Here is a 17,130-nt window from a genome sequence, read left to right on the forward strand (position 1 = left end):
GGTTATTCGCTTTAGCTTTAATTGCAACAAAAAAACCTCAGCATCCCGTAGCGTTTGCAGCGCTAGGGACGAGAGGTTGAATTCCCGTGGTACCACCCTAGTTAGCGGACGAACGTGCTTCGTCATCCACTCCCTTTGGACCTGTAACGGCGGTTAACCGATGCGGATTTCCATTCCTGAACCCAAGCTTTATACAAGCAGGTTAAACAGAATGGTGTAATCACCGCATTTCTCCAAGGCGAGTTCGCAAATCACTGTCAACCGGCTTGCACCAACCGCCGGCTCTCTGTTATGTACAGGAATTACTACTGATCCTTATCATCGAAATATGTATACAATATCGGGACCATTATATAAAAAAGCAAGCCCAAAGTCAATATTACACGTTATAATCGCCATCTTGAAGTCTACGGTTCGTACCGTTCATAACGCTGGTTGCTGTTCAGGATGACCGAAAACGCTCAATGCCTTCCTCCAGATTATGAATGGTCCAATTCACATGTTCCTGATTATCATATTGACGATAAGCGCACTCAATGCGTAGCACCAGATCAAAGTACAAGTCATAGAGGCTTCTTCTTTTCAGCTCACTTTCAGTCGTAATCGCATGCCCATACCCTTTCACAAAACCAGGCGTATAGTTAAAATGACTGAAATAATGCTCCATCAGAGGATCTGCCCATAGTGAACGTTCAAAATCAATAATCGCTGTGATACGACCTGCGTCTACTAGAACATTGCCATCCCACAGATCCCAACTCACAAGCACAGGTTCTTTGACATCATCCAGCACATTTGATTTTTCTTCAATCAAGCGTCTCAATTCAGGGTAATCGATCGAAAATGTAATTCCGGCTTCTTCACCATCGGTAAGAATGTCATCCATCAAATTCATAAATGCTTCTTTCCATGTGGAATAACGCTGTTTTTGCTCCGAGAAATATCCAAACTTCTCACCCTTGATTTCATTAATTCGACGATTGTACCAACCGAGTTGTTGTTCAATGGTCTCCTGCTCTTCCGCAGAATACTGATCCTTGACCTGATTATAGGGTGTTCCAGACATGTACTCCATGATAAAATAACGCGCTGAAGCCTTGGTTAACGAATCATCATAAGCCAGCACTTGGGGTACGGGAACATCCTGTAGCTCCGTAATGAGGCGTAGTGCCTCAACCTCGGCAATCATGAGATCCTGCTCACAGCGCATCAGATTTGTCGAAGCCGATGGAGCAATCTTGAGTACCACTCGCTGTGCGTCACTCAGTGTAATGAGATATGCATGATTGGCCCAGCCATCCACCATTTCCTTGTAGTCCTGTATACCTGCAGAGAAATGCTGCTCTATTATGGCATTCAACTGTTCTGACGTAAGTCTTGTTTTATATGTACTTTCCATTTTCACACCTCACATTGACAATTGATTTATTTTCTCAGAAAACGCTTTCTATCCGACTATTATCGCCTCCTTTACTTTAACTGGCAATACTTTTTGTCACGTCGTTATGTCTTTTCTTGTACTCCTTTACCCTATTTAAGAATATTGCTATTCACTCTCCATGGAAAATCAAACAAAAAAACTGCCCTTATGCACCATACATAAGGACAGTTGTCATCTTTCGTTCTTACTTCACAGCAACGTAGAACAAGCGCTGAGCGCTGTCTTTGGCCTCTTTCCATTCAAAATCCGCATATACCTTCACGTCTCTAAAACCTGCCTTGGATAACTCCAGCTTCATCCAGTCCGGATTATATGCACGCTGGACATGAACTTCTTCAAACCGTTGATACATATCCTTGCTACCATCATCCACACGCGAAAAAATACTGAGATGATGTTCGATCTCACAGCGATCCTGATCCAGATCACAAGTCCAAATATACGACACGGAGCGCTCATCCAGTACAAAAGGCTGCTCCTCATCATAACGAATAAGGGTATTGGGATGATGGACATCAAACAGGAACGTTCCATCAGGCTTCAGCATCTCATATGTGCGCTGGAATGTACGAATGACATCTTCTTGTTCAAGCAAATAATTGACACAATCACAGAAAGATATCACCGAATCCACAGGTTCCGGAACTCGCCATTCCCGCATATCCTGCTGCACCCACCGGACACTGCCTTCCCGATACAAACGATGACCTTGAGGCGTAGCCTCCATCTTGCTGCGTGCAACCGACAGCATATCTGCTGAGAGATCAATGCCTGTAACTTCGAAACCGGAGTTCACGAGCGGGATCGTAATGGAGCCCGTTCCACAGCCAAGTTCAGCGACACTTTTGGGCATTCCATGCTTTTCCCATGCTGTTCTTGCAAACCTTATCCAGTCCGGATAAGGCATATCTTCCATTAATTCATCATACACATAGGCAAATTTCCGGTAAGACATGTCAGGCACCGCACTTTCAATTTCATTTTCCAATCCTGTTAACAAAAGAAAAGACAGGGCATCCGGTGTTTACCCAGCCTATCCCTGCCTTATCCGAGTTCCATATTACAACTATTTAATCAGGAAGATTATTTGTTTTCACTTTGATCCGCAGGAGCAGATTCGGACAGATACGTCCAGCTTTCCTTTTGGACCACCAGTCCGTCCTTCATCAATTTGCCCAAGGCACGCTTGAAAGCAGATTTACTGATGCCAAAGCGCTGCTTGATGATATCCGGCGGAGTTGCATCCGAGTATGGCATGCCACCCATAGGGCGTTCTTTCATGAAAGCGAGCAGCTTGTCTGCATCTTCGTTACGTCCAACTTGTTTGAGTTGAGTCATGGCCAGATTCACACGTCCGTCTTCACGTACCAGTGTCACTCGACATTTCACTTTTTCACCAAGGCGCAGCATATGACTGCGTTCGGATGAATGAATCATACCAATCGCGCCAAAGCCCAGTACACCGCCCTCTACAAGTACAAAAGTACCCATCTGCAGTGGTTTGTATACCGTCGCTTCAACCCACTCGTTTAACCATGAAGTTGGCGCATGGAAAGCCAATGGTGAAAGTTCACGTTCCCCGGCCAATTTGGCACGCAGACGTCCTTGCTTATCATGTTCCATGATTACAAAGACTTCACCCCCCACTTTAGGACGCAGTTCCTCCAGTTCAGGCAATTCACGAATAGGAAGCAGCAATTGCCGTCCAAGTCCCATTTCCAGGAAACAACCCAGTCTTGGGTGAACATCAGCCACAACCAGTCGTGCCATTTCGCCGAGCATGAGATAAGGCTTTTTCATCGTTACGGCCAGACGATCTTCCGTATCAAAGAATACAAATACTTCAAGCGTCTCGCCAATCTTAATATCCCGCGTTAACTCGGTGTAGTGAAGCAGTACATCTTCCGATCCTGTCGTCAAAAAGAAGCCAAACGGAGACACTTCACGTGAAACCGGCAAAGAGACGACTGTTCCAGCAATCAAACTCATACAGTTTCCACCACTTTGGCATCAGACCATAGACGCTCAATATTGTAGTATTCACGCTCGTCGCGGTGGAAGATATGAACAACAACGTCGCCCATGTCCATCAGTACCCAACGTGCGGAATCCATACCTTCGATACCTTTGATCGTCGCTCCGGCTGCATGAGCCTGTTTGCGAATCTCAGTGGCAATGGCTTGTACCTGTGTATCGGAATTCCCGTGACAAATAACAAAATAATCCGCCACCAGAGAAACATTAATCAGATCCAACGCTACAATGTTGGATGCCTTTTTGTCGTCAGCGGCAGCAACCGCCATATTCATAAGTTCTTTCGATGATACTGTCATGAACCAACCTCCATAATCTATAATTGTGTGTTTAAAAAGATCCTTCGTAATCAAAAGTGGACTTTTTGAACAACTCTATAATTGTGCAATTAAGTCATTCCGCGACAGCATGGTCAAAGGATAAATGACACGTCTTTGCGAGATCAGCAAGCTGATCGTCGAATCGAATCCGGCAATTAAACCTTCCTCCAGACTACGTTCAGCCTGTTCGCGAATGTGATCCACTCCCGGGAAATCTCGTCCCGGTTCAATGTAATCGGCAAGACATACCACTTTGTCCAGCAGGCTCATGCCTACCCGACCCGAGGTATGCCACCGGATGGCATTAATAACTTCGGAATCCTCTACACCGTAATCACGCTCGGCTACAAAAGCACCGACTTCGGAATGCCAGAGCTGTTTGTCATGCTGCAGAAGTTCCTGGTTTAATCCGTTATCACGGATGACCGCTTCCATCTCCGCTACGGGCCAGTACTTCGCCACATCATGCAATATCGCTGCCAGATCTGCTTTCACAGGATCAGCACCGTATTTTTCAGCCAACATCACTGACGATTCCATTACACCCAGTGTATGCTTCCAGCGTTTTTCCGGCATTTGTCCGGATACGGCTTGAATCAGTTCATCACGGCTTAGTGCCATATAAACCGCTCCTTACAATGTATTGGTGCACTTCATCTGGAATCATGAAGCGTACCGAATGTCCTTTGGCCAGACGTCTGCGTACGGCTGTCGATGAAATATCGACCAAGGGCATCTCGGCCAGCAGGACCCGATCCTGTAACTCGTCTGGTAAATCATCCAGATGTAACTGGAAGCCCGGCCGACCAACTCCGATAAAGGTTAAGCGTTCTGCAAGCTCTTCAATCTGCTCCCATTTGGGAAGATAGTTCACCATATCCGCCCCGATAATGAAATAAAATTCATGTTCAGGATGGCGACGCCACAGTTCCTTCATCGTATCGATGGTATAAGACACTCCGCCCAATTCCATCTCGATACCCAGCACCTCATATTGCTGCACACCCTTCACAGCCGCTTCCGTCATATCGAGACGTTGCTGTCCCGAAGCTCCGGCTCCGCGTTTGTGAGGTGGAACATGGGAAGGCATGAACCAGATCTCATCCAGTGCATGTGAGTCCCTTGCCGATTCAGCTGCCAGGAGGTGTCCCATGTGGATCGGATCAAACGTACCACCCATGATACCGATCTTCACCCGCGTCACGCTCCCTTATCTAGGTAGTTCGATTTGTTTATTATCGCGAGATTCTTTGTACAGGATGATTGTGTTACCGATGAGTTGTACAAGCTCACTTCCCGTTTCACGGGCAACTTCTTCTGCCATCTCTTTTCTGTCCTCGTCATTGTTGTTCAACACTTGCACTTTCATCAATTCGCGCTTCTCAATCGCATCTTCAATGTGACGGAACAGGTGCTCGTTTGTTCCACCTTTACCAATCTGAAATACAGGGGTCAGGTGATGTGCCTGTGACCGCAAAAAGCGCTTTTGTTTACCGTTTAACATGAATACTCCATACTCCTTATGTTGAGCAGGCCCTGATCGACAGCGCAAAACTGTCCGGACCTGACCATTCAATTATTATTTTTCATTGGTGAAAATGATCACTGAGTCCACAAGGTGACTCCGATTGCAGTACCATCTTCCGATCGCTGTTATCCCCAGATTTTTCTGATCCCTTTTCAGAAAGGGAAAATCCGGTGATAAATGCGACCACTCCGTTTCCTCAGATTGGTTCTGCACTCGTTGTCTTGCACGTACTCTTAATATCATTTTCACACTTCAAAGCTGTTTAGTACCGCTCGTCTCATCGTCTCCACAGGAGCCGGGATGCCAAGCCAATGTTCAAAGGCCACTGCGCCCTGGTATACAAACATACCCAGACCCCCGTGCACTGTGCATCCACGTAACCGAGACTCTCGAAGCAGACGGGTCTCCAGCGGATTGTAGATCAGATCACTCACCGCTGCTCCTTCACGGATCAGTTCAGGATCAACCGGAACGTCATCAACATGAGGATGCATACCGGCAGCCGTTGTGTTAATCACGATATCAGCCGTAGCCAGTACCGTTGCAGCGTCTTCCATGCCACTGCCCGAGATTTCTCCCAAGCCATGGCCACGTAAATCCGAAGCAAGTGCAACAGCCCTGTCCGCTGTACGATTCAGAATGTGGATCTGCTCAGGCTTCTCCAATGCAAGTGCGTATATAACGCCTCTTGCCGCTCCACCTGCTCCCAATACAGCGATACGTTTGCCCGCAAGCTCAGGCACAGCTTCTTCCTTCAGCGATCGGACATAACCAATACCATCGGTATTGTACCCTGTCAGTGTTCCACCTTCATTAACGATGGTATTCACCGCACCAATCAGGCGAGCACTTTCATCGATCACATCCAGATACTGCATCACCTGCTCTTTGTGCGGGATGGTGACATTAACACCACGATAGCCCAGTGCCACAATTCCCCGAACGGCCGCTTCCAGTTGATCCGGATGAACATGCAGTGGCATATACATTCCATTCACTTCTGCAGCCTGCAGAGCCGCATTGTGCATTGCCGGAGACTTAGAGTGAGCAATAGGATCACCCATAACACCAAGCAACACGGGAAGTGAAGAGTTGAACTTTTTCTGCTCAGACATAGTGTTCCGCCTCCGATCCATCTGATGTACAGCTTCTGAGATTACTAGATCAAGGATGGGCGGATCTGTACACGAATGCCTTTTGGAGCATGAACAGCAACAAGCGCTCCAATATCGCCATTAACCTTAATCCAACCCAGACCCGAGATGAATACATCCGATTGACTGCCGCGTTTGATGCGGAATTCATGTCTGGTCCATTCAGCCATCTCTGCTGCATCCTCACGGGTTGGCGGAGACAACAATTCTCCCAGATGGTCGCGGTACAGGTCATCTGCACGCTCCAGCTTCGTCCGGTGAATATCAAGCGCAGTGCTGATAAAACAAGTGAACGACTGGCGATCACCTTCCACAAAGTCAAATCGAGCCATGCCGCCGAAGAACAGCGTCTGACCGGAATTTAACTGATACACAGCCGGTTTAAGCGGCTTTTCAGGCATGATGGCGGCGAGATCCTTACGTGAAACAATCTCGCTGAAACGCCATGGATACACGATTCCAGGCGTATCAATAATATATTTTCCATCATCCAGCGGAATGTTCACCATATCCAGCGTTGTTCCCGGATAACGGGACGTGGTCAGCTCCTGCTCCAGATCGCTGTAATCACGGATCAGACGGTTAATCAGTGTGGATTTACCCACATTGGTACCGCCAACCACGTAGACGTCACGATCTTCGCGATAGGTTCCAACAAGCTCAAGCAGACGGTCAAAGCCCTGATTTTGCTTCGCACTGCACAAGACGACATCCACGGTACGCAAACCCTGTTCTTTGGCTTGCTTCTGTACCCAGTTGCGAACCTTGTTCCAGTTGGTTACTTTTGGAAGCAAGTCCGTTTTGTTCACAGCAAGCAATACCGGATTGTTGCCTACAAAACGTTGCAGACCGGAGATAATACTGCCATCAAAGTCAAACAAATCAACGATATGGATGACAAGTGCATCCTTATCCCCGATTTTGCTAAGCAGCGCCAGGAATTCGTCCTGATCCACCGTAACGGATGATGACTCATTGTAGTTTTTGATGCGGAAACAGCGCTGGCATATAACCGGTTCACGATCCAATGCCTTCTCAGGGATAAACCCTGGTAATTCCGAATTTTCTGTTTGCAGATGCACGCCGCATCCGCTGCACCTTACGGCAAGATTGCCGTTATGCGGTTCTGTCATTTCTTCTTTTCCTCCTCAAGCCATAAGCCTTTCCTGCGTAAACTCGTTAGAGCAATCCGTTCCACGCGTCGATTGAAGCGGGTCATAAAACCTTCGTCCCCAATGGAGATTGGCAGTACCAGAACGGTATATAACCCCATTCGGTTCCCTCCATAAACGTCCGTAAGCATCTGATCGCCTACTACAATCGTGTTTTCAGGAGATAACTCCATCATTTTCATTGCTCTACGAAACGGTACATTCGATGGTTTGCGTGCACTATGCACAAACTGGATATCCAGCGGGGTCGCAAACAGGGATACACGATTCAAATTGTTATTGGACACAATCATCAGCTTGAAACCGGCCTCTTTCACACGTGCAAACCATTCAATCAGTTCGGGCGTAGCGTCAGGGGCTTTGGCTCCAACGAGTGTGTTATCCAGATCAGTTATAATTCCACGGTAGCCTTGAGCGTACAGCTCTTCCAGATTAATGTCAAAAACCGTGTCTACACGCAGCTTGGGCATTAACATTTTAAACAAAGAAGTCACCTCAGTTTCATACGACACACTATATCACAAATCCGTCTTTCCTGAAAATGCATACAGCGCCTGATGGCATAGGAAAAAAGGAAAAACGGGACGGGCAACAACTATGCCCGTTCCGCTTTCAGTTCCTTCCGCAGCTTCAAGGCGGTCTGATAGACGCCCTTCCAGTCGTCGGCAGTTACGGACGCCGGACTGTAACGAGTCTGTTCAAACTTCGTGAGAAGCTCATACAATGTTGCTTCTGCAGCAGGTTTTGCCTGGCTCCAGCGGGCTACCGATTCACGAAGTGTCTCGTCTCCGCTCCGGGTTAACCCTTTGCGTTTCACATACTGAATCCAACGCTCGGTTTCTGCCACTACCTTCTGTTCAGGGGTGAGCGGTCCACCTGTCCGTAGACGAAGCAGGAAGAATCGCATGGAGAAACGATTACGCCAGAACATGTATGCTACCCACATTACAATAATGGCTCCTGCAGCCCAGATAACAAAAGTCGGGATGGCAGACGATGTCTGCTCAGGTGCAGGTGTCTGCTCCTCCTCTTGTACCGGCTCCTCTTCTGGCTCTTCTTCTGGCTCATCTACAGGCTGTACATCAGGTTGTTCCGTCAGCAACGGCATATCAAAGCCCGGCGTTGCCTCAACAGGAATCCATCCATATTCACCAAAGTAAACCTCTGCCCAGGAGTGTGCATCTGCATTGGTAACGGTGTAGGTCGTCTCAATCTCCGCGCCAGGTTGACGTGGAGCCTGCATGTCCGAATTCAGGGACAATTGTCCAGGCGCATAACCTTTAACCCATCTTGCAGGAATGCCCTCCGAGCGCGCCATCATCACCAGCGCAGTGGAGAAGTAATCACAGTAGCCTTCCATAATATCGAACAGGAAACCTTCCACAAAGTCGCTGCTTACTTTTCGAGATAAATCCGGATTGTTCGTGTATTCAAAATTAGTTTGTAAATAGTTTTGCAGTAATGCCACTTTTTCATACGGAGTATTCGCAGATGCCGTTATCTCGGCTGCCAGATCCGAAACCCGGTCAGGGAAACGGGATGGTAACTGCAAGTACATATCATCTGCCGGATTACTGTTATACAGATCTTCAAATGACTTCGTACGAAGCTCATCTTCCACAATCACAGGGGCTTCCGATACGATAGTATACGTCTTGGGATACTGCGGTTGCTGACGGTCTGTCACCACATGCAGTTCAGCCTGTTCAGCATTCCACAACATCCGTTCCGTTCTGTCCTCACCATTAATGGAGCTCACTTCCGAGATCGAATAAGCACCAAAGAGAATCGGATAGACATTATCATTCAGCATCGTTACGTTCTGAGTTACTTGCTTGGTATTCACATTACCGGATTCTTGGTTCTCCAGAGGCTGTCCGGCTTCAACATTCTCTGTCGCACCCCGTCCACGGTCATCCCAGCCTGTACCTGTATACTCTGCACGTGTCTCACCGCGCCAGTAACTACGCTCATTGGTGGTGACAGACATGACAGGGGTATAGTCGAAGTTGAACCCTCCACCAAGCTGATTGTCTTCCCTGCTGTATCCCGATTCGGTAGCCGCGGGAATATCAAGGTTTCCGTTACCAGCCTGACTTGTGGAAGTTCCTGTATAGTTACGCCACGCCGTATATGGGTCCGTCAAGGTGGGTGGAATCTCCGGCATATTAACGCTGGCTACAATAATTAAAGAAAAGATAATGGCAATATTGGCCAGGACTTTATAAGGATACCGGATGATTCGTTTCCAACCTTGTGGATACTGTAGCTGATAGTTACGGAAATGCTGACATACGAGCCATCCCATCCCCGCAAACATCACCCACGCGATTTCAATCCAGAGTGGAATCTGGGTGAAAGAATCGAGAATCCCCATCGAAATGATGTTAACACCCAGAAAAACAAGAATGCGACGTGTTGTGGTCACGAGTCGAAGCGCAGCTTCAAGCATCACCCATGCACACAGGGAGAACCAGATGTACGGCGTCATGTGTAATATGAATTGCTCCGCTCGGTCCGTTAAAGAGCCATAAGGGATGTACACCGTATAATCAATCAGCGTTTTATGCAAAATGTAACCAACAACGACCGCCTTGATGATCGCCCGATACATCGTTTTGAAGGGCAGAATGACCTCCAGCACACTGACCGCTGCAAGTGTCCATAACACCAGAGAAGTTGTCTCCGTGTACCACGATTCCTGCGTAAATGAAATCCACTGCATGCCAATCAGGAAAATCCAGAGCAATGACGCTGCATGATACCAGGATCGTTTGCCTGCAATACTTTCATTTCCTTTTGTACTCATACAGAACCTCCCCCCATCACCGTTGGAAGCTCCTGCAGGTGAGAAACAGTGAATGACCTTGTGCCTCTTCCACGCAGCATTGCATTCCACTCGGCACTCCGGCGGGATTCACTGGTATCGATCAGAATATGACATGGAGTCATGCCCCTCGTATCGGCCCAGCGCAACAGTTCCATTATTTTTTCATCCTTCTGGGGAGAAATCACGACAAAGTAAGCTCCCTGAGGCAGTTGACGTGCGATTCTTTCCACGCCGGGCAACAGATGGGTATCCTGACCGTTATATTGAATATCCACCAGATGATGCATCATCTTCTGTCGTTCCATCAGACTTTCACTGGGGGCCATGAAGGATGTCTGGTCTGACAACGTCAACAATCCCATCCCCATTCGTTCCCTGACACCATATTCCAGCAGAGAGGCAGCCGTGGAAACGGCAATTTCAAATGCATCCCCATGTTCATAACTTGATGCCAGCGCATCCAGAACCAGAACGGTTTTGGGCACAGACTCATGTTCAAACTCCTTGGACTTCCAGTTCCCTGTCTTTGCCGTTGCATTCCAGTGAATGCGGGAAAGTCGATCTCCGTATACGTAGTCACGTACACCATTGATCTGAGTAGTCTCTCTCCGTGAGCGGGTTAACGCCGTCTGAGGACCGGATAACCGTGATTTGCGGTCGTAGAGCTGCCAATATGGAATAAATACCGTTCTTGGCAGTACGCGAAACTCACCTTTGGCCTTAAACTTTCCTCGATGTTCAATCAGTCCAAATATGTCCTCGCTGGCACATTCCGTTTCTGAAAAAACATACTTCCCCCGCTCAAGTGGCGGTGTCTGAAAAGACAACTCGCCATTACCACGCATATTGGGAATCAAACTTTCCTTGAACGACCACGATTCTCCGTTATGCCGATGCAGCATTTCACGTACAACAACATAGGGAAGCGGAAGGAATCCCGGAATCGTCAGACTCAGCTGTACTTGAACCTGGTCACCCGCATGCAGCAATTCTTCGTGGTCTGGACCAGAAGATAACCTACGAACTCCTTGAGCACGTCTTACCCCGCTAAATCCAGCAATGGCAAGGTACACACAGAGCAGGGTCACCATCGACAGCAACATAAGGGATGTCTTCCCGCCCTGAAACAAAACATAAGCCAGACAGCACATCCACACCATTGCGATGCTCCATACGCGTGGGTGGCGTAACCCTCTATTGACTGTTCTCAAAAGCGGCTTCATGAACTATTGCCCCATGGAGACGGGCACGCGTACTTGCTGGAGTACGGCATTCAAAACGGCCTCGGAACTCATACTGTCCAGTCTCGATTCAGGACGAAGCACAATACGATGAGAGATCACATAAGGGGCCATCGTTTTCACATCATCCGGAAGCACATAATCACGTTCCTGCAAGAAAGCAAAGGCTTTTACGGCCATCATGAACGATATGGCTGCACGTGGGCTGGCACCCAGCAATACAGATGGGTGGGAGCGGGTTTGACGAACAACATCCAGCAGATAGTCCATGACCGGATCACCAATAAAGACTTCTTTGATCTCCTGTTGAATTGCCGAGATCTGATCCATATGGGTCACGGATTCAAGCCGATCTACAGGCTGGCCCAACTGATGTGTCTTGAGCAGTGTTTTCTCAATTTCTTTATCGGGATAACCTAGACTTATTTTCAACATAAACCGGTCGAGTTGTGCTTCCGGCAAAGTATACGTACCTTCAAAATCAATCGGATTCTGAGTTGCACAGAGCATGAATGGATGTGGCAGATCATACGTATCGCCATCAACGGTTACGCTGCGCTCCTCCATAACTTCGAGCAGAGCCGATTGGGTTTTTGTTGTGGCCCGGTTAATCTCATCAGCTAGCAAGATGTTGGTCATCACAGGACCTGGCCGGAAATAAAAACGCTCATCCTTCGGATGGAACACAGATACGCCCGTAATATCACTAGGTAAAATATCAGGATTACATTGAATACGCCGGTACTCACCACGCATGGATTTCGATAATGCCTTGATTAATTGCGTTTTGCCAGTTCCCGGTACGTCTTCAATCAGAACGTGCCCACCTGCAAGCAAAGCTGTAAGTAAAAGTTGAATTTCAAAGGATTTCCCCATAATACAGGATTCCAGATTTGAACGAACTGCGGATATGATTTGGATCGACTCTTTGCGCACAGGCATGTGGTCTAACCTCCTAAAAAAGCATACAGATTTCCTTTTATTGTACATGATCCAGAGTCACGAGTACACTCGAAGGAACTCACAATTTGTTTCCAGCCCGTCAGATTCACCGCAGTTCTCGCATGAATACGACAAAAAAGCCCCGGATAGAAGTCATCCGGAGCCTCTGCTGAATCGCAATATGTTCAAGGAGATTTCTCATTCTATGTTAGCCTTTTGGTCTAACGACCAATGCCGCGAGAAAAGAAAAGATGATCGCTGACGAAATCCCCGCCGCAGTCAGATCGAAAATCCCTGTAATCACACCCAGCCATCCCTCTTTTTCCAGCTCCGTCAATGCCCCGTGCACCAAGGAATTACCGAAACTTGTGATGGGGATGGTAGCACCCGCACCTGCAAATTTAACCAAGGGGTCATACACGCCAAATGCATCCGCAAGCGCACCTGTCACAACAAGTGTACTCATGGTATGAGCTGGCGTCAGTTTAACCCCATCCATTAGAAGCTGTCCAACAACACAGATTAAACCGCCAACGATAAATGCCCACAAGAACTGCATTACCTTTATCCCTCCTTTTCAATAGCTACGGCATGTGCAATACAAGGAATACTTTCACCCTGCTGGTACGAAATCGGAGATAACAACGCACCCGTAGCAACGACGAGCACCCGTTTAAGATCACCCTTCTGCATCCGGTTCAAAATGTGACCATAGGTGACGGTGGCAGAACATCCGCAGCCACTTCCCCCGGCAACAACATAAGGCTGCTTCTCCCGATCATAGATCATCAGGCCGCAGTCATTAAAAACCGTCTGTTCCATGGGAATGCCTTCTTTTTGCAAAAGCTCTTTCGTAATTGGCAGACCGACGGAGGCCAGATCCCCAGTCACAATGAGATCATAATAGCCGGGTTCCAATCCGGTATCCCTGAAATGAGAGATTATAGTGTCGGCTGCTGCTGGCGCCATGGCTGAACCCATATTAAAAGGATCTTTGATGCCCAAATCCATAATGCGTCCAATAGTGGCTTTGGTAACTACAGGACCATCACCGGTACGTGAGACCACGCCACACCCTGCACCTGTTACGGTATATTGCGCATAAGGCGGCTTCTGGGAGCCATATTCGGTCGGATATCGAAATTGTTTCTCAACCGTGCAGTTATGGCTAACCGTTCCTGCAAGGACATAATCGCCAGCTCCGGAGTCAACAATCATGGACGCTAACGCTAAGGTTTCCATTGATGTGGAACAGGCACCAAAGACGCCCAGGTAAGGCACACCCAGTTTTCGCGCTGAAAAGGAACTGCTGATAATCTGATTCATCAAGTCTCCACCCACAAAAAATTGAAGCTCTTCCTTGGTGATATTTGAATTAACCAAAGCCAGTTGGGAGGCCTGTTCGAGCAGTTTTCGTTCTCCCTTTTCCCACGTCTTTTCGCCGATCTCGAGGTTGTCATAAACATAATCGAAATCAGATGACAATGGACCCTCGCCTTCTTCTGGTCCTACAACTGTAGCTTTACCGATAATTCGCGGACGATTTTCAAACTGCCACGTTTGACGACCCAATCGCTTCATAGGTGCCCACCTCCAAATCCCAAAAAGGCGTAAACGATCCCTACGACAAATGCTGCCACGACACCAAACACAATAACGGAACCAGCAAGTTTAAACATGTTGGCTCCTACACCGAGCACCAGTCCTTCAGCACGATGTTCCAGTGCAGCAGAACACATGGAATTGGCAAATCCGGTAACCGGTACAGCCGTTCCCGCTCCTGCCCATTGAGCCATTTTATCGTAAACACCGAGACACGTTAGAATAACCGATATGAGAATCATGACCGCCACCGTAGGACTGGAAGCTTCCTTCGATGTCATGTCGAAACCGGCCATAAAAGCTTCTTGAATAGCCTGTCCAATCAAACAGACGGTACCCCCAACCAGAAATGCTTTGAGGCAATTTTTCAGGATTGGACGAGGCGGTTCATGTTTTTTTGCGACCTTTTTGTACTCCTTTTCATCCATGGACAGGGACGACGATTTTTTTTCGCTTCCGGATGCAGATTGAGCTGGCAAGATACAAGACCTCCTCTATGTGAAAATGGTTCAAAGCTACGGCTGAATGCCAATGTGTGTAATCCTATATTCATTGTTTGTTAATCATCGGAAGGTTATGTATCCGGCGACAGACAGCATATGTTTCCAACAAGATCATGTTGTGAAAGCAAGATGGGAATACGCCGGATCTGAGCACTTTTAGATACGCTCTATAAATAAAGAAGAACAATCACGAGCAAGATAAAAAGAACGATAAACAGTACTTTTTCCGTGCCCTCTTCTGGAGGCTTCATTGTATATTTAGCTCCTTCCTGTAAACAGACAAACAAATATTGAATAAAAAGAACATCGAAAATGATGACATCTCCTCCATATATTCATATTCATTGAAGTGGCATCAGGACTACGACTATAGCGGATAGAGTCATGAAACTTGGACACGGTAAGCGCCCAAAATATGCCTTAAATACGTGACATAAACATGGACAATCACTTGCGCAAGGTTCATACTGTAATGTGACCAGTGGTTAAATAACAAGTCCTCAGCATATTAGTATGCATGTTCAAAAAGATAAAAGACTTTTTGAACTACATCTTAAAAGGACAACAGGCGGGTAGCCGTTCTACTGTGACCTGAAATACATACCAACAGAGGAGTTGTTGACACATGAATGAAAAAACGATGGATATGTTTCGTACGTTGACGGAATTTCCTTCCGCATCCGGTTTTGAACGTGAGCTTCGCGGCTGGATGAAAGATAAGCTTTCCGCTTATACCGATGAGTTCGTCCAGGATCGCCTGGGGAGTCTATTTGGTGTATTACGCGGGGAGGAATCCGGTCCTAAAGTTATGGTAGCCGGACACTTTGACGAAGTTGGTTTCATGACTACAGGCATTACGGAAACGGGTATGGTCAAATTCCGTCCACTGGGTGGATGGTGGAGTCAGGCTGTACTGTCTCAGCGACTGGAAATCATCACACCTGATCGTCGGATTACCGGAGTTGTAGGTTCTACTCCTACACACTTGCTGGACGAGTCCCAGCGGAGCAAGCCTGTTGACCTGAACACCATGTATCTCGATATTGGAGCAGACGACCGTGCGGAAGCAGAATCTTGGGGCATCCACCCAGGTATGCAGATCGTACCGATCTGTGAATTCACGCCGATGGCGAACCCGAAGAAAATTATGGCTAAAGCGTGGGATAATCGTTACGGCGTTGGACTTGCACTTGAACTGGTTGAAGCGCTGCACAAGGAAAAACTGCCTAACACGCTTTACGCTGGTGCAACGGTTCAGGAAGAACTGGGGCTTCGCGGTGCACGTACGGCGGCCAATCTGATCCAGCCTGATATCTTCTTTGCACTTGACTGTAGCGCGGCGAATGATATGACAGGTGATAAACAGTCATTTGGACATATCGGAGAAGGCGCATTGCTTCGTATTTTTGACCCGGGTATGTTCACCCATCGCGGAATGGTGGAATATGTTCAAGATACGGCTTCATCCAATCAGATCAATATGCAGTATTTCATCTCACCAGGTGGTACCGATGCAGGTCAAGTACACCTGAGTGGAATTGGTGTACCATCAACAGTTATTGGTATCTGCGCACGTTATATCCACACCTCTTCTTCCATCATTCATACGGATGACTACGATGCGGCCAAAGAACTGATCGTGAAGCTGGTCAAAGGTCTGGATCGGACAACGATGAATACCATAATTAATAACGCGTAGTTTGGTTAAACGGAACGTCCTTAAATATGATGTACCTGAAAGAGATGTCCCGTCAGACCGGGATGTCTCTTTTTTGGGTTTAATCAACTAGATTAATAGGTCGAACATTATGGAGAATGCCACATAAGATATACGATAATGGAAGATCAATAACCAAACACCAACCAGTGGGGGACCTGTTATGGCAGTGAGAAGGAATGGAAAATCGAATAAAGGTTCCAAAAAAACAAATGCCGCAAACACCCTTCTCAATGGCAACCTTAAAGGAAGAAATCTGGAACTAATTGTAGCGGCGTTATTGGTGAGCGGAAAGTTGAGAGTGGATGCAGTCACGTTGTTTCGTGAGGCTACATTGGTTGTAGAATTGGTTGGTCAATATAAAACACTTCAAAAGGTCACACCCTCCAATTCAGACAAACTGGTACAATTCCTGGATGAAACTGGCGGGGATATGACGCTTAATGATGTTATACAGGCATTTCAGCAGAGAATCAATTCTTAATAAAGAAATGAGGTGGGCAACATGTCCGAGTTTGACGGAACCGGGTTCGCCGAACTGTTAATTGTGCTTATTCTTGTTGTTTTATTTGTATTTGGCTCCTCCGATATTGAAAGTCTATCCAGCACTCCAACAGCAACTTGATCCCATTACCCTCTCATGGCT

Annotated in this window: 18 protein-coding genes and 1 other annotated feature; of the genes, 2 read left to right on the top strand and 16 right to left on the bottom strand. The window is 47.3% G+C overall.

From position 1 onward, the window contains the following. Positions 1–61: 61 nt before the first annotated feature. Positions 62–331: a binding site (T-box leader), on the bottom strand. A gap of 111 nt (positions 332–442) precedes the next feature. From MHB85_RS22400 to spoVAC, 16 genes are all read right to left on the bottom strand, one after another. Beyond that, entirely contained in the window at positions 443–1,399 is a 957-nt protein-coding gene (locus tag MHB85_RS22400; protein ID WP_105599768.1) for a phosphotransferase family protein, read from the bottom strand. A 226-nt stretch (positions 1,400–1,625) separates the two neighbouring features. Beyond that, positions 1,626–2,396 (bottom strand): class I SAM-dependent DNA methyltransferase, encoded by a 771-nt coding sequence (locus MHB85_RS22405; RefSeq protein WP_091014390.1) that lies wholly within the window; start codon positions 2,394–2,396, stop codon positions 1,626–1,628. A gap of 128 nt (positions 2,397–2,524) precedes the next feature. After that, the gene (locus MHB85_RS22410; RefSeq protein WP_341073712.1) at positions 2,525–3,430 is read right to left on the bottom strand and encodes a CvfB family protein; all 906 of its coding nucleotides are present in this window, start codon (positions 3,428–3,430) and stop codon (positions 2,525–2,527) included. Next, positions 3,427–3,774 (bottom strand): ribosome silencing factor, encoded by a 348-nt coding sequence (rsfS, locus tag MHB85_RS22415; protein ID WP_036615136.1) that lies wholly within the window; start codon positions 3,772–3,774, stop codon positions 3,427–3,429. The genes MHB85_RS22410 and rsfS overlap by 4 nt, the downstream gene beginning before the upstream one ends. 75 nt (positions 3,775–3,849) lie before the next feature. Next, positions 3,850–4,416: a bis(5'-nucleosyl)-tetraphosphatase (symmetrical) YqeK gene (yqeK, locus tag MHB85_RS22420; protein ID WP_091013921.1), complete on the bottom strand. Its 567-nt coding sequence runs from the start codon at positions 4,414–4,416 to the stop codon at positions 3,850–3,852. After that, on the bottom strand, positions 4,400–4,990 hold the full coding sequence (locus tag MHB85_RS22425) for a nicotinate-nucleotide adenylyltransferase (protein WP_105599771.1): 591 nt from the start codon (positions 4,988–4,990) through the stop codon (positions 4,400–4,402). Before MHB85_RS22425 ends, yqeK begins: the two co-directional genes overlap by 17 nt. A gap of 15 nt (positions 4,991–5,005) precedes the next feature. After that, positions 5,006–5,299 carry a ribosome assembly RNA-binding protein YhbY gene (yhbY, locus tag MHB85_RS22430; RefSeq protein WP_017687186.1) on the bottom strand — a complete coding sequence of 98 codons (294 nt, stop codon included), beginning with the start codon at positions 5,297–5,299 and terminating at the stop codon, positions 5,006–5,008. Positions 5,300–5,568: 269 nt separating this feature from the next. Continuing rightward, positions 5,569–6,438: a shikimate dehydrogenase gene (gene aroE / locus MHB85_RS22435; protein WP_091013919.1), complete on the bottom strand. Its 870-nt coding sequence runs from the start codon at positions 6,436–6,438 to the stop codon at positions 5,569–5,571. 44 nt (positions 6,439–6,482) lie between these two features. Beyond that, positions 6,483–7,610 (bottom strand): ribosome biogenesis GTPase YqeH, encoded by a 1,128-nt coding sequence (yqeH, locus tag MHB85_RS22440; RefSeq protein ID WP_017687184.1) that lies wholly within the window; start codon positions 7,608–7,610, stop codon positions 6,483–6,485. Continuing rightward, complete coding sequence (locus MHB85_RS22445) at positions 7,607–8,134, bottom strand: YqeG family HAD IIIA-type phosphatase (RefSeq protein WP_036615148.1); 528 nt, start codon at positions 8,132–8,134, stop codon at positions 7,607–7,609. Before MHB85_RS22445 ends, yqeH begins: the two co-directional genes overlap by 4 nt. 110 nt (positions 8,135–8,244) lie before the next feature. Next, positions 8,245–10,458 carry a DUF4129 domain-containing transglutaminase family protein gene (locus MHB85_RS22450; RefSeq protein ID WP_105599773.1) on the bottom strand — a complete coding sequence of 738 codons (2,214 nt, stop codon included), beginning with the start codon at positions 10,456–10,458 and terminating at the stop codon, positions 8,245–8,247. Further along, the gene (locus tag MHB85_RS22455; protein WP_179086484.1) at positions 10,455–11,702 is read right to left on the bottom strand and encodes a DUF58 domain-containing protein; all 1,248 of its coding nucleotides are present in this window, start codon (positions 11,700–11,702) and stop codon (positions 10,455–10,457) included. Before MHB85_RS22455 ends, MHB85_RS22450 begins: the two co-directional genes overlap by 4 nt. Positions 11,703–11,705: 3 nt before the next feature. Further along, positions 11,706–12,662, bottom strand: coding sequence for an AAA family ATPase (locus MHB85_RS22460; protein WP_062835567.1), 957 nt, complete (start codon positions 12,660–12,662; stop codon positions 11,706–11,708). Between the two features lie 208 nt (positions 12,663–12,870). Further along, a complete protein-coding gene (gene spoVAE, locus MHB85_RS22465) occupies positions 12,871–13,221 on the bottom strand; it encodes a stage V sporulation protein AE (protein ID WP_047843814.1) in 351 nt (116 codons plus the stop codon). 5 nt (positions 13,222–13,226) lie between these two features. Then, complete coding sequence (gene spoVAD / locus MHB85_RS22470) at positions 13,227–14,243, bottom strand: stage V sporulation protein AD (RefSeq protein ID WP_105599774.1); 1,017 nt, start codon at positions 14,241–14,243, stop codon at positions 13,227–13,229. After that, on the bottom strand, positions 14,240–14,743 hold the full coding sequence (gene spoVAC / locus MHB85_RS22475; protein WP_036615164.1) for a stage V sporulation protein AC: 504 nt from the start codon (positions 14,741–14,743) through the stop codon (positions 14,240–14,242). Before spoVAC ends, spoVAD begins: the two co-directional genes overlap by 4 nt. A gap of 649 nt (positions 14,744–15,392) precedes the next feature. Here spoVAC and MHB85_RS22480 point away from each other — a divergent pair. Then, positions 15,393–16,466: a M42 family metallopeptidase gene (locus MHB85_RS22480; protein ID WP_091013913.1), complete on the top strand. Its 1,074-nt coding sequence runs from the start codon at positions 15,393–15,395 to the stop codon at positions 16,464–16,466. A 181-nt stretch (positions 16,467–16,647) separates the two neighbouring features. Then, on the top strand, positions 16,648–16,968 hold the full coding sequence (locus tag MHB85_RS22485; RefSeq protein ID WP_091013910.1) for a hypothetical protein: 321 nt from the start codon (positions 16,648–16,650) through the stop codon (positions 16,966–16,968). Positions 16,969–17,130: the final 162 nt, after the last annotated feature.

The sequence above is a fragment of the Paenibacillus sp. FSL K6-4396 genome (assembly GCF_038002525.1).
Taxonomy (GTDB): Bacteria; Bacillota; Bacilli; order Paenibacillales; family Paenibacillaceae; genus Paenibacillus; species Paenibacillus amylolyticus_B.

Excerpts from the sequence above, each read along its gene's own strand:
- MHB85_RS22405 (WP_091014390.1), bottom strand. The coding sequence starts at position 2,396 with ATGTCTTACCGGAAATTTGCCTATGTGTATGATGAATTAATGGAAGAT.
- aroE (WP_091013919.1), bottom strand. The coding sequence starts at position 6,438 with ATGTCTGAGCAGAAAAAGTTCAACTCTTCACTTCCCGTGTTGCTTGGT.
- MHB85_RS22450 (WP_105599773.1), bottom strand. The coding sequence starts at position 10,458 with ATGAGTACAAAAGGAAATGAAAGTATTGCAGGCAAACGATCCTGGTAT.
- yhbY (WP_017687186.1), bottom strand. The coding sequence starts at position 5,299 with ATGTTAAACGGTAAACAAAAGCGCTTTTTGCGGTCACAGGCACATCAC.
- MHB85_RS22485 (WP_091013910.1), top strand. The coding sequence starts at position 16,648 with ATGGCAGTGAGAAGGAATGGAAAATCGAATAAAGGTTCCAAAAAAACA.
- rsfS (WP_036615136.1), bottom strand. The coding sequence starts at position 3,774 with ATGACAGTATCATCGAAAGAACTTATGAATATGGCGGTTGCTGCCGCT.
- spoVAE (WP_047843814.1), bottom strand. The coding sequence starts at position 13,221 with ATGCAGTTCTTGTGGGCATTTATCGTTGGCGGTTTAATCTGTGTTGTT.
- yqeH (WP_017687184.1), bottom strand. The coding sequence starts at position 7,610 with ATGACAGAACCGCATAACGGCAATCTTGCCGTAAGGTGCAGCGGATGC.
- MHB85_RS22460 (WP_062835567.1), bottom strand. The coding sequence starts at position 12,662 with ATGCCTGTGCGCAAAGAGTCGATCCAAATCATATCCGCAGTTCGTTCA.
- spoVAD (WP_105599774.1), bottom strand. The coding sequence starts at position 14,243 with ATGAAGCGATTGGGTCGTCAAACGTGGCAGTTTGAAAATCGTCCGCGA.
- MHB85_RS22400 (WP_105599768.1), bottom strand. The coding sequence starts at position 1,399 with ATGGAAAGTACATATAAAACAAGACTTACGTCAGAACAGTTGAATGCC.
- yqeK (WP_091013921.1), bottom strand. The coding sequence starts at position 4,416 with ATGGCACTAAGCCGTGATGAACTGATTCAAGCCGTATCCGGACAAATG.
- MHB85_RS22480 (WP_091013913.1), top strand. The coding sequence starts at position 15,393 with ATGAATGAAAAAACGATGGATATGTTTCGTACGTTGACGGAATTTCCT.
- MHB85_RS22410 (WP_341073712.1), bottom strand. The coding sequence starts at position 3,430 with ATGAGTTTGATTGCTGGAACAGTCGTCTCTTTGCCGGTTTCACGTGAA.
- MHB85_RS22455 (WP_179086484.1), bottom strand. The coding sequence starts at position 11,702 with ATGAAGCCGCTTTTGAGAACAGTCAATAGAGGGTTACGCCACCCACGC.